The following is a 13046-nucleotide window of genomic DNA, read 5'->3' as shown; positions in this document are numbered from 1 at the left end:
TTCTTACTAAACATAACTTTTAAGCTCTAGGATGAAAATTATTATACATCTCTTTCAACCTGTCCTTCGTAACATGTGTATAAACTTGAGTTGTCGAGAGTTGGGAGTGGCCCAACAACTCTTGTACAGCACGTAGATCAGCACCCTCATTCAACAAATGCGTGGCAAAGGTATGACGCATCATATGGGGAGAGATTTTCATCGTCAACGATGTGGAACGGATGATCTGCTGTAATATTTTCCTTACACCTCTTGCTGTTAGAGGATCGCCTTTATAATTCACAAACAAGCAATCGTGGATTTTGGATTTCATTAGAGTCTTACGCCCATCATTCAGATAGCGATCAAGAGCCTCAAGTGCATAACTCCCTACTGGGACGTATCTTTCTTTACGTCCCTTACCCTTAACCAGAATTGTCTCAATGGACATATCAATATCTTTGATCGACAGGTCCACACATTCACTGACACGGATCCCCGTGCCATAAAGAATCTCAAGCAATGCCTGATTCCGCTGCCCAAGGGGTGTCGATCGGTCTGCAACCTTAAACAACTCCTCAAGTTCTTCCTGATAAAAGAATTTGGGGAGTCGAGTTGCCTTCTTTGGAAACGATGCTGTTTGGAATGGATTCACATTCAACTTCTTTTCTCTCAAAAGGAACCGGTACAGGCTTCGTAATGAAGAGACCTTCCGGGCCACAGTTTTTCTGGCATATTTCTTTTCATGAAGTGTTGTCAAGAATGCGCGGACATCCACATAAGAAACAGCAGCAAAATGGTCTAAGCCTTGCTGCTTCATGAAATCTACGAAATTTTCGATGTCTACACGGTAATTAACGACTGTATGAGATGAGCAGTTCTTCTCAATTTGAAGATACTCGATAAACAGCCGGATCTCTTCTTCCATCCAACATCAACTACCTATTTTCTGAATAGTGTTACAATTAGCATAAAGACCCCTAAATCGTATCACAACTTAGAGGCCTTGACAATATATATTCACACTTTTGTTAAAAAATTCTGAATTGTTTCCAATGCTCTGGAAGCAATCATTTCGTTGCGTTCTTTCTTGTTCTTGATTCGCTTTTCCAAAGGAGGGAACAATCCGAAATTCGCATTTATCGGTTGGAAATTATCCGGGTTCGCTGTCGTAATATATTCTGCCATACTTCCTAACGCCGTTTCAATCGGGAAGGTCAAAGGTTCTTCACCTTGTACAAGCCGAGCGGCATTCAATCCAGCAATCAATCCTGAGGCTGCACTTTCAACGTAACCTTCCACACCTGTCATTTGACCCGCAAAGAACAGATCATCCCGCTCCTTATATTGATAGGTCGGACGTAATAAGTTCGGTGAGTTGATGAAAGTGTTACGATGCATGACACCATATCTTACTATCTCAGCGTTTTCGAGACCTGGAATCAATCGGACGACTTCTTTTTGCGGACCCCATTTCATGTGCGTTTGGAAACCGACGATATTATAAAGGGTTCCAGTCTTATTGTCCTGCCTTAATTGGACGACTGCATAAGGGGTCTTCCCGGTTTTCGGATCTTCAAGACCAACTGGTTTCATTGGTCCGAACAACAATGTTTTCTTCCCTCTCTTCGCCATGACTTCAACAGGCATACAGCCTTCGAAAAAGATTTCTTTTTCGAATTCCTTTAAAGGGACTGTTTCTGCACTGATCAATGCCTCATAGAAGCGATCGAATTCTTCTTCAGTCATCGGACAATTGAGATATGCTGCTTCCCCCTTGTCATAACGACTCTTCAAATATACTTTATCTCGATCGATGCTGTCTACTTCAATGATTGGAGCTGCGGCATCATAAAAGTATAAATATTCCTCGCCCGTCAATGACTTTAAGGAATCAGAGAGATCTTTGGAAGTGAGCGGCCCGGTTGCGATGATCGTGGGACCTTCAGGAATCTCCTTAATCTCCTCATCATGGACGGTGACGTTCGGATGTCCTTTGACCCTCTCCGTCACTCTCGCTGCAAATTCATGCCGGTCGACTGCAAGAGCTCCCCCGGCAGGTACGGAACAGTCATCTGCACTTTGAATAATGACAGAATCCAATTGTCTCATTTCTTCTTTCAGCACACCGACGGCATTCGTCAATGCGTTAGAACGCAATGAATTACTGCACACGAGCTCGGCGAATTTATCTGTATGATGTGCTGGTGTCTGTTTTTTCGGTCTCATTTCATATAGATGGACGTGGATGCCGCGCTTTGCCATTTGCCAGGCTGCTTCACTACCAGCTAATCCTGCGCCTACCACATTCACTTCTTGTACATTCACGTTCAATCACCCTAATTCTGTTTCTCTTTGTAGTCACAGTTCGTACATTGAACCGTCGTGCTTTTCTTTGACTTTTTCTCAACGAGTAAGCTATCACATTTCGGACATGGACGGCTGATCGGTTTATCCCACGAAACGAAGTCGCAGGACGGATAGCGATCACAGCCATAAAAGATCCGACGCTTTTTACTCTTACGTTCGACGATGTTCCCTTCCTTACACTTTGGACATTTGACACCGATTTCTTTAACAATCGGTTTCGTATTCCGGCAATCCGGGAAATTCGAGCATGCCATGAATTTTCCATAGCGCCCCATTTTATAGACCATTTCACTGCCGCACTTTTCACAATCTTCCCCGGCAGGTTCATCCTGGATCTCCACTTCTTTCATCTCTTCTTCTGCAACCTTCAGTTTCTTTTCGAACTCTTTATAGAAGTCGTCGATGACTTTTTTCCATTCTGCTGTCCCTTCCTCAATGTGGTCCAGGCTCGTTTCCATTTCAGCAGTAAACTCAACGTTAATGATCTCTGGGAAGAATTCAAGGATGAGCTCCAATACGATTTCGCCAAGCTCCGTCGGTACGAACTTTCTTGCATCAAGGGCGACATACCCCCGACGCTGGATTGTATCAAGAGTCGGAGCATATGTAGATGGTCGTCCAATTCCGAGTTCTTCCATCGTCTTGACGAGCCGCGCCTCTGAATATCTCGGTGGAGGCTGTGTAAAATGCTGACTCGGTTCAATATCCTTCGTATCGACCATATCTCCCTCTTTCAATTCAGGGAGAATTTTGTCTTCTTCTTTCTTATTATCGTCGTTCCCTTCTACATAAACCTTCATGAAACCAGGGAACTTGACTTTCGATCCATTTGCTCTGAATACAACGCCATTGTTGTCTAAATTCACTGCCATCGTATCCATCACAGCTGGAGCCATCTGACTTGCGACGAAACGTTCCCAGATCAGCTTGTAAAGTCTGTGCTGATCCCTGCTGAGGAATTGTTTGACGATTTTCGGATCTCGTAAGGTCGAGGTCGGTCGAACGGCTTCGTGCGCATCTTGCGCATTATTCGACTTCTTTCCGCCAGATCGGTTGGTCGTATATTTTTCGCCATACGTATCAACAATATATTGTCTCGCTTCGTTCTTAGCGACATCGGACACACGGGTGGAATCGGTTCTCATATACGTGATCAGACCGACTGTCCCTTCTTTTCCGATATCAATCCCTTCATATAATTGTTGAGCCAGCATCATCGTCTTTTTCGCTCGGAAGTTCAGCTTTCTTGCTGCTTCCTGTTGAAGAGAGGATGTTGTAAACGGATTCGCAGGATTTCTTTTCCGTTCTTTCTTTTGAACCGAAGTAACCTTGAAAGTGTCACCTTTTACATGCTTCAGAACATCTTGAACATTCTGTTCATTGGAAAGCTCCACTTTCTTCCCATTCAGCTCAAAGAAGGACGCTTCAAATTCTTCACCCTTCTTATCGAATACCGCTTTGATCTTCCAATATTCTTCAGGCTTGAAGTTTTGAATTTCTTTTTCCCGCTCGACGATCAATCGCAATGCAACCGTTTGAACACGTCCCGCACTCAACCCTTTTTTGACTTTCTTCCATAGTAATGGACTAATGTTATAGCCGACCAGACGATCCAATACACGCCTAGCTTGCTGAGCATCGACAAGATTCATATTGATTGCACGTGGTCTTTTAAATGAGTCTTTAATCGCTTGCTTCGTTATTTCGTTGAAAACAACTCGACAATCGGAGTGATCTTTTATTTCAAGGCTATGGGCAAGATGCCAGGCAATTGCTTCTCCTTCACGATCCGGGTCGGCTGCCAGATAGATTTTTTTAACTTTCTTTGCAGCAGTCTTCAGCTCTTTCAGAACAGGACCTTTCCCTCGGATTGTAATATACCTGGGTTCAAAGTTTTCCTCCACATCTACACCCATTTGACTTTTCGGTAAATCCCTTACATGTCCCATTGAAGCTTTGACGATATATTTTTTTCCTAAGTATTTTTCAATCGTTTTTGCTTTAGCGGGAGATTCTACTATTACTAAATAATCAGCCATATTTTTATCTGTCTCCCCCTTTTCTCTTATTTTAAAATCTTCCCTATTATTGTATAAATGAAGTTGGTTTGTCAAACGTTAGCGGTAACACAGTCGAGCTCGTCAAGGATATCTTGGGCACATGTGGTAAGCTTTGCGCCTTGTTGAATAAGGTGGTTCGTACCTTCTGAACGTGGTTCAAGAATAGATCCTGGTACAGCAAAAACCTCTCTTCCCTGTTGAAGGGCTTGATCCCCTGTGATCAACGATCCACTTTTCCGACGGGCCTCTATAATCAATGTTCCCCTAGAAAGTCCACTTATAATCCGATTACGTAAAGGGAATTGCCATTTGGCTGGTTTTTGACCTGGAGGAAATTCAGATAAGAGAAGATGCTTCGAAGCGATTTCCTCTGCCATCCCGATATGTTCTTTAGGATAAATATGATGAAATCCACTTCCTAATACCGCAATCGTGCTACCTGACAATTGAAGTGCGTGTTTATGTGAAAGATAATCGATCCCGTAAGCCAATCCACTTACAATCGTCCACCCCGATTCAATCAATGGACTTAAAATTTTCTCAAGGCTTCTTTTTCCATTCTCACTTGGATATCTGGTACCGACAGAACTGATCATAAGCGGTTGTGACAATAACTTTACATCGCCTTTGAAATATAAAACGAGCGGCGGATCATAAATCTCTTTCAAAAGTGTCGGATATGCCCGATCCATAATCGTCAGAACCTGGATCATTTCATTTTTATACCCTTCTATTCTCGATAGAAAGTGTTCCTGATTCCTCTCATCCACTATATGACTTGCCTTGGTTCCATGAATGTGGTACTTCTTCATGATATCCTCGGCCTTCATGCTGAACACCTTACTTAAGTGAGCATCCTCTCTCATCAAATGTAACATTTGCGTTCTACCAAGCCCCACATAGCTCGACAAGTAGACTAGACGATCCTTTACCTGGTTTAACAAGCGCTTCTCCTTTTTCTTTTAACTAGCATGTAAGTATGGTGGAATGGAATGATGGTAGTATCAAGGACCTGGTTGTCTTTAACACCTTCACCATTCGTTCGATAAGTATGTACCAATTTCCTCTTTTTACTTTTTATGTTTTATCAGAAAGGCTCTGTCTCTGTTAGTGGTTGTTGTTGTTGAACAGCTTCAGGCGGACGCTTTCCGCGGGCAACGCTTCAGCCTCCTCGACCTCGTTCCTCACTCTGCGGGGTCTTCAGCTGTTGCTTTTCCCGCTGGAGTCGCCGCCTTACGCTTCTATGTTCATTAATTAAAGTTAACAAAGCCATTTTAAAAAACTGGAGTTATTGAAACAGGACTGACTCTTGTGAGTCAGTCCCATTGGTTGTAAGTTTCTTATTTTACTGTCTTGCAGCTTTCAAGTAGATCATTTTCTTTCAATACAGAAATCAATGTCTCACCCATGACAGATGGCGTATCAGCCACTTTAATGCCACAAGCGTTCATTGTCTTGATCTTCTCTTCCGCAGTACCTTTACCACCAGAGATGATGGCACCAGCGTGTCCCATACGTTTTCCTGGAGGTGCAGTTTGACCACCGATGAAGCCGACGACAGGTTTCTTCATGTTTGCTTTCACCCATTCAGCAGCCTCTTCTTCTGCAGTTCCCCCGATTTCTCCAATCATGATGACTGCATAAGTGTCTTCATCTTCGTTGAAAGCTTTGAGGACGTCAATGAAGTCTGTACCGTTGACAGGATCTCCACCGATTCCGACAGCTGTTGACTGACCGATGCCTGCTTGAGTAAGTTGGTGTACAGCCTCATACGTCAATGTTCCCGAACGAGAAACGACACCGACATGTCCTTTCTTATGGATGTAACCTGGCATAATCCCGATTTTACACTCTTCAGGAGTAATGACACCTGGGCAGTTCGGTCCTACTAGGCGAGTCTTCTTGCCTTCCATGTAGCGCTTGACCTTGACCATATCCATTACTGGAATATGCTCAGTGATGCAAATCGCAAGATCCATTTCTGCATCAACAGCTTCAAGAATTGCATCCGCTGCAAATGGAGCTGGTACATAAATGACAGATGCATTTGCTCCCGTCTTTTCAACTGCTTCAGTTACTGTATCAAATACAGGAACACCTTCAACTTCTGTTCCACCTTTACCAGGTGTCACTCCGCCGACGATTTGAGTTCCGTATTCAAGCATCTGTTTCGTATGAAAAAGGGCTGTAGAACCAGTGATCCCTTGTACGATAACTTTCGTATCTTTATTAATGAAAACGCTCATCGTAATTTCCCCACCTTCCTACTTGACTAATGAAACAATTTTTTCTGCGCCGTCTGCCATAGATTCAGCTGCAGTGATGTTCAAACCAGACTCTTGCAATAATTTCTTACCAAGATCGACGTTCGTACCTTCCAAACGTACGACAAGTGGAAGCTCTAATCCAACTTGTTTCGTAGCTTCGATGACACCTTCAGCAATGACGTCACATTTCATGATGCCACCGAAGATGTTAACGAAGATACCTTTTACATTTTTATCAGACAAGATGATCTTGAAGGCTTCTGTAACTTTCTCAGCAGTTGCACCGCCCCCAACATCAAGGAAGTTAGCAGGGTCTCCGCCATAATACTTGATGATGTCCATTGTTGACATCGCTAGCCCTGCTCCATTAACCATACAACCGATATTTCCATCTAATGAAATATAGCTGAGGTCATGCTTGGAAGCTTCGATTTCCTTTTCGTCTTCTTCATCCAAGTCACGGAATTCAACAATATCCTTATGACGGAACAAAGCATTTGGATCGAAGTTCAACTTCGCATCGAGTGCCATTACATTTCCATCACCTGTTGTTACGAGAGGATTGATTTCTGCAATCGAGCAATCCTTTTCAACAAATACAGTATATAAGCCCATCATGAACTTTACAGTTTTGTTCACAAGTTCTTTCGGGATGTTGATGTTGAATGCTAAACGACGAGCTTGAAAGGCAGTCAGACCGACTACAGGATCGATCACTTCTTTGAAGATTTTCTCTGGTGTTTCTTCTGCTACTTCTTCAATCTCAGTACCGCCTTCTTCTGAAGCCATCATGACGACACGTGAAGTTGCACGGTCCAATACAAGGCCAACATAATATTCCTTCTGGATATCGCAGCCTTCTTCGATAAGTAAGCGCTTTACTTCTTTACCTTCTGGTCCCGTTTGATGTGTCACCAGTGTTTTGCCTAGAATCTCTTCAGCATATGTACGTACTTCATCAAGATTTTTGGCAACCTTAACACCACCGGCTTTTCCACGTCCACCAGCGTGAATTTGTGCTTTAACAACATTGATTTCAGTACCGAGTTCTTTTGCTGCGTCTACAGCCTCTTTCGGCGTGTATGCAACTTTTCCGTTCGGAACAGATACTCCGTACTTTCTCAAGAGCTCTTTTCCTTGATACTCGTGGATATTCATTCTCCATCCTCCTATCATGTGTCTAATCTATGCAACACCGTTCTTATTGTATAAATAAACCGCTCTCATGTCTACCGTTGCGGTTGAAATCCTATGAAAAACGCGATTATTGCTGAAATTTAAGGGTACTATCACATAAAAGCTGGAAGAATGATGATAAAACTGGCAAGGTGCAACAAAAAAACGCCATGGTGGCGTTTTTTCTTATTGCTCCTCTTTCTGCTTTTGATCAACTAACTTTTTCGTGATGGATTCTCGCTCAGCTGCAGGTCGGTACATTCCGAATTCTTCTGCAAATTCTTCACGGAAGCCTTGTACAGCTTGCTCACACCCCGGTACTTCAAGTGCATTCTTTTTCATCTGTTTCACCTCACTATGTACCCATAGTATGTGGTGATAAGCGATGCATTATTACGCATTCGGTTTCGAAGACTGGTCCAGCTGATATATGAAAGCAAAAACTTCAGCAACCGCCTGATACAAATTCGGCGGGATTTCCTTATCAATCTCCAATTGGGAAAGAAGATGGACGAGACTAGGATCCTCCTGGATTGGCACTTGATTTTCTTTGGCAAGCTTCATGATTTCTTCGGCCGTCTCCCCTTTACCTTTGGCGACAACTTTCGGCGCTGAAGTCGCATATTGGTCATACTTCAAAGCTACTGCTGATTTTCTTTGTTCTCGATTCATATTGTGACATCCACTCCTTTAAAAGGATTTTCAATCATTTTCGATTGGAATGTCTGACTGTGTTTTGTGGATGGTTGTTCAGCTTTTATGCTTGTCAAGCTATACCCAAGAGCCTCCAACGAACCCTTCAATTTATCCTTGAATACAGGAATCAATCCTTCTATCGTTGGATGTTCATTAATTACCTTAAGGGTAATGATGCGGTTTTGTACGTTCATATCAATGACTGTCTCATTCAAATGTTGAAGGTTGAGATAAAACAAGATCCGGCTATGATTTTCATCAATTTCACCTGTAGGCGTTCGTTTCATATCCCATTTCAGAACCAGATCACTTTTCCATTCTTTGAACTGGATCGGCAATTGATAAAAAAACGTGTTGACTGTCTGGTTTTCACTGGTATGGAGCAGCTGCTGACCGGTAAGCCGATGAAGGAGGGCCTCAACCTTTTCCCTTATATTCATCGGTAGCTCTTTTGACAACAAATCCATCAATACAGGTTTCAGTTGTGGGGTTCTCTCCAGGTCGGCTATGTTCTGTTGGATAAGGTCCCTCTCTATTCTCAAACCCAAACCACGTATCAGTTCCATCAATGGCAATTGTGGTTTATTCACGTTTCCATCAATATAGGTTTTGACCAAATTCGATTCTTGTGAATTCAAACCATCCAGCTTGCCCCGAATCACGCTTTCTGCCTTAGAAGGAGGAAGGGGCAGCTTCAGTTGTTCTGCAAGAACAGACAAACGTTCTGTATTTGACGCTAGTGATTCGAGGACTTGGACTTCTCCCTTCGACGCCATCGGTAATTGAAGGACGCGAAATATGTCCTTGATCTGTGCTTTCATATTTTCAGTCGTTCCTGCCTTGTGATATAAGAACACCAGTTGTTTCAACGTTTCTAACAAGGGTGGACTTTCAAGCCGACTGCTTAAGCGTTGTATAACGCCTTCAACATCAGGAAGCGTTCCGCCCATTGTACCTTGTAAATTTTTCAACATCCGACTCAGGCTTTCAAGATCTGAAGTCAAAGGCGCTTCATCCTGGACGTGGTATAGGGCTTGGAATACGGCATTGGTTTCAGGGAGGTTTTTTAAGAGCATCGTTTTGATTGCCATCATCCCTTTATCCTTTGAGGAAACCTGCCCCAGCCACTGTTCAGCTTTTCTAACGAGTTCTTTCGTCATTGGAAGCTGATCACGTACAAGATGGTCCACCAGCATCCGCATGTCAGCATTCATTTTTTTAATGCCTAAAGCCTGTACTGGCGGATCAGACCGTCTACCATTCTCTACGACAGATAAGAGAGGGACAGTGCCATTCGGGTTACGTTTTACTTGAAACCAATACGTCTTATCTCGTGTGAGTCCGGTCAGCAGTTGGGCATTCATCCTTTGTCCGGCAAGTTGGATTTGAGCCATATCATTCGGATAAAGCGTCAAAACTTTACCGCTGAACACCTGACCTGGTTTTAATTCGATCTTCGAATGGTATCGTCCAATCTGCTGGAGGATCGACTCTACTGGCAATGCCTTCATCAAATCACGCCTTCTTCATGATTCTGTTCTCTACATTATTTATCGTCAAAGATTGTCAATTGTTTGCCACTGATTTCAGAAACCGGAGCGAATGACTTCCTGTGCTCCTCAGTGATCCCGTGTATCCTCAATGCTTCAAGGTGCTGGGAGGTTCCGTAACCGACATTCGAGTTGAAGGAATAGTGAGGATATTTCTTATCAAGATCTTGCATATATCGATCGCGTGTCACTTTCGCAATGATGGATGCGGCTGCGATCGAATTGCTCTTTGCATCCCCTTTGATGATACTTTCCTGTGGAATCGTCAATGGTAGTTTCATTGCATCGATCAAAAGGTATTCAGGACGAACAGTCAAATCTTCTATCGCTTCCATCATCGCAGCCTTACTTGCTTCATAAATGTTGATCCGGTCAATTTCTTCGGCTGATTTCATTCCGATTCCGATTGAAATCGCCTGAGCATGTATTTGTTCATACAGCTCTTCTCTCGTCTTTTCATTCAGCTTTTTCGAATCATCCAGCCCAATGATCTGGAAATCTTCAGGAAGGATGACGGCACTGGCTACAACTGGGCCTGCAAGTGGCCCCCGTCCAACTTCATCCACCCCTGCAATATACCTATACCCTTTAGAAATACATGCTTGCTCGTGCTTTGACATTTCTATGTATCGTTCATGCTTCAATGATTCTTGCTCTTTCCGTTTGCACCATTGTTTCCATAGTGCTTGTACACCTTTCCGAGGATCCTGCTCAAGCTCGATCTTTTGATTTCTGGTCAGCTCACCTTCATGTTGATTGAGGAGGGTTCGGATTTCGTTGATTGATTTATCCTTCATGATTACTCCTTATAATTCTGTTGTATTCTTTGGTTCATGCTCTTCAACCGGTATAGAAAAATAGACCTTGTCAGTTTGAATAACAAGGTCTACGTTCACGATCTAAAAATCAGACGGTCGTTCAAATGATAGAGGACCGAGCTTTTCAGAACGGATATCCCTCAAGATGATTTCAGCTGCTTTTTCATAGTCGATCTCTCCGCCTTTTAAGAGACAACCTCTCTTCTTTCCTATTTCTTCGAAAACCTCGAGAGGTGGAGCTGATACATCCTCCAATTTGTAGCGTTCAATCAGTCGGTCTGGATAGGCTTCTTTCATATATTGGATCGCAAAGAAAGCAATGTCACCGAAATCAAGGATTTCATCTTTAATGGCCCCCGTTACCGCAAGTCGATAGCCTGTCGTTTGGTCTTCGAATTTCGGCCACAATATTCCGGGTGTATCCAAAAGCTCCAATTCTTTTCCAACTTTAATCCATTGCTGACGTTGTGTTATCCCTGGTCGGTCACCCGTCTTCGCGATTTTCTTATTTGCCAATCGATTGATGAGAGTCGATTTTCCTACGTTAGGAATACCAAGGATCAAGGCTCTGACAGCCCTCGGTTTGACTCCTTTTTCAATCATTTTATCGAATTTCTCTTTGACTAGATCCCTTGCAACTTCAGAGATCCTGTTCAGCCCTTGTCCAGTTTTGGAGTTGACTGTAACCGTTCTTATATCCTTCTCTGCAAAATAATCCTGCCATTGTTTTGTCACTGCTGGATCAGCCATATCTGATTTATTCAACAGGACTAATCTTGGCTTGTTCCCAACGATGTCATCAATCATCGGGTTCCGTGAAGACAAAGGAATTCGGGCATCGACAAGCTCAAATACGACATCGATCATCTTCAGCTTTTCAGTTATCTGTCTCCTGGCTTTCGCCATATGCCCCGGGAACCATTGAATTTGCATTTCATTCACCTACTTTATTACGTTGAAATGATCGACAGGCCAGAAGATCACATTTGCTTTCCCGATGATCGTGTCCATCGGAATTGCCCCAATGTTTCGGCTGTCTTTACTATGTTGTCGATTGTCCCCTAAGACGAAAACGTGTCCTTCAGGTACAGTTTTCCGACCGATCTTTTCATTCAATTGAAAATCATATGTTAAATTACCCTCTGGCATCGAACGTTTATATTCGTTCAAGTATGGTTCAGGTACTTCTTGGTCATTAACGAATAATGTGTCGTCCCTATACTCAATTGTATCCCCTGGTAAACCAATTATCCTCTTTATGTAATCTTTTCCTTCAGGTGCATTGAAGACGATGATATCGAACCGCTCAGGCTTTCCTATATCATAGCTCACTTTATTTACGATCATTCGATCACCATTATGAAGCGTCGGCATCATTGATTCTCCATCCACAACAATTGGTGCAAATAAAAAATACCGGATACCGGCAGCAACTGCTAAAGCGATGACCAGGGCTTTGACCCATTCCCAAGATTCGCTCTTCCCCTTTGCCATTTCTCCACCTCATTTTTCTCATTTTCCACTTCTATACTACTATTACTTCTATCAACCAAGCAATAGAAATCCTAAGGATCACTAAGAAGGAGAAGCGCTGGTCGAAACGATAACACTCCTTGATTAAAAGGTATGAAAAAGGAGCTTGTCTCCAAGCTCCTTTTAGCATAATGGTTGTCGTTATTATCTGCGGATTTCTTTGATACGCGCAGCTTTTCCACGTAGAGCACGTAGATAGTAAAGCTTCGCACGACGTACCTTACCGTGACGTACAACGTCAATCTTAGCAATCTTTGGAGAGTGTACAGGGAAAGTACGCTCAACTCCAACACCGTAAGAAATCTTACGTACAGTGAAAGTTTCACTGATGCCAGATCCACGACGCTTGATGACTACACCTTCGAATACCTGGATACGCTCACGTGTACCTTCGACAACTTTCACGTCAACACGCACAGTATCACCAGCACGGAAATCAGGCAAGTCCGTTTTTAACTGCTCTTTTGTAATATCATTAAGTAGTTGTTGCATCGGGTATTCCTCCTTCCTTACAAATGCTCTTGTTTATGCCTTTTCCATCATAACAGCGGAACATCGTAATCAAGTGACATTAGCCACAAAGAATATCATAGCATA

Annotated in this window: 13 protein-coding genes; all 13 read right to left on the bottom strand. The window is 43.1% G+C overall.

Features of this window, described 5'->3' with window-relative positions:
* Window positions 1–19: 19 nt before the first annotated feature.
* The 13 genes from xerC to rplS all read right to left on the bottom strand — a co-directional run bounded on the left by xerC (window position 20) and on the right by rplS (window position 12941).
* Window positions 20–907, bottom strand: coding sequence for a tyrosine recombinase XerC (gene xerC / locus V1497_RS08220; RefSeq protein ID WP_349410487.1), 888 nt, complete (start codon window positions 905–907; stop codon window positions 20–22).
* A 92-nt stretch (window positions 908–999) separates the two neighbouring features.
* Window positions 1000–2307, bottom strand: a complete 1308-nt coding sequence (gene trmFO / locus V1497_RS08215) for an FADH(2)-oxidizing methylenetetrahydrofolate--tRNA-(uracil(54)-C(5))-methyltransferase TrmFO (protein ID WP_349410486.1) — start codon at window positions 2305–2307, stop codon at window positions 1000–1002.
* 11 nt (window positions 2308–2318) lie between these two features.
* Window positions 2319–4388 carry a type I DNA topoisomerase gene (topA, locus tag V1497_RS08210; protein WP_349410485.1) on the bottom strand — a complete coding sequence of 690 codons (2070 nt, stop codon included), beginning with the start codon at window positions 4386–4388 and terminating at the stop codon, window positions 2319–2321.
* Window positions 4389–4459: 71 nt separating this feature from the next.
* On the bottom strand, window positions 4460–5353 hold the full coding sequence (gene dprA / locus V1497_RS08205; protein ID WP_349410484.1) for a DNA-processing protein DprA: 894 nt from the start codon (window positions 5351–5353) through the stop codon (window positions 4460–4462).
* A 396-nt stretch (window positions 5354–5749) separates the two neighbouring features.
* Window positions 5750–6655 (bottom strand): succinate--CoA ligase subunit alpha, encoded by a 906-nt coding sequence (gene sucD, locus V1497_RS08200; RefSeq protein WP_349410483.1) that lies wholly within the window; start codon window positions 6653–6655, stop codon window positions 5750–5752.
* A gap of 18 nt (window positions 6656–6673) precedes the next feature.
* Complete coding sequence (gene sucC, locus V1497_RS08195; RefSeq protein ID WP_349410482.1) at window positions 6674–7834, bottom strand: ADP-forming succinate--CoA ligase subunit beta; 1161 nt, start codon at window positions 7832–7834, stop codon at window positions 6674–6676.
* A 204-nt stretch (window positions 7835–8038) separates the two neighbouring features.
* On the bottom strand, window positions 8039–8194 hold the full coding sequence (locus V1497_RS08190) for a small, acid-soluble spore protein, alpha/beta type (protein ID WP_349410481.1): 156 nt from the start codon (window positions 8192–8194) through the stop codon (window positions 8039–8041).
* A gap of 51 nt (window positions 8195–8245) precedes the next feature.
* On the bottom strand, window positions 8246–8524 hold the full coding sequence (locus tag V1497_RS08185) for an EscU/YscU/HrcU family type III secretion system export apparatus switch protein (protein WP_349410480.1): 279 nt from the start codon (window positions 8522–8524) through the stop codon (window positions 8246–8248).
* Window positions 8521–10059, bottom strand: a complete 1539-nt coding sequence (locus V1497_RS08180; RefSeq protein WP_349410479.1) for a hypothetical protein — start codon at window positions 10057–10059, stop codon at window positions 8521–8523. Before V1497_RS08180 ends, V1497_RS08185 begins: the two co-directional genes overlap by 4 nt.
* A gap of 35 nt (window positions 10060–10094) precedes the next feature.
* Complete coding sequence (locus tag V1497_RS08175; RefSeq protein ID WP_349410478.1) at window positions 10095–10895, bottom strand: ribonuclease HII; 801 nt, start codon at window positions 10893–10895, stop codon at window positions 10095–10097.
* Window positions 10896–10997: 102 nt separating this feature from the next.
* Complete coding sequence (gene ylqF / locus V1497_RS08170) at window positions 10998–11849, bottom strand: ribosome biogenesis GTPase YlqF (protein WP_349410477.1); 852 nt, start codon at window positions 11847–11849, stop codon at window positions 10998–11000.
* A gap of 9 nt (window positions 11850–11858) precedes the next feature.
* The gene (lepB, locus tag V1497_RS08165; protein WP_349410476.1) at window positions 11859–12410 is read right to left on the bottom strand and encodes a signal peptidase I; all 552 of its coding nucleotides are present in this window, start codon (window positions 12408–12410) and stop codon (window positions 11859–11861) included.
* Between the two features lie 183 nt (window positions 12411–12593).
* Window positions 12594–12941, bottom strand: a complete 348-nt coding sequence (rplS, locus tag V1497_RS08160) for a 50S ribosomal protein L19 (RefSeq protein ID WP_349410475.1) — start codon at window positions 12939–12941, stop codon at window positions 12594–12596.
* Window positions 12942–13046: the final 105 nt, after the last annotated feature.

Origin of the sequence: Pseudalkalibacillus sp. SCS-8 (genome assembly GCF_040126055.1) — a bacterium.
Lineage (GTDB): Bacteria > Bacillota > Bacilli > Bacillales > Fictibacillaceae > Pseudalkalibacillus > Pseudalkalibacillus nanhaiensis.
This window is presented reverse-complemented; position numbering and strand designations above follow the sequence as displayed.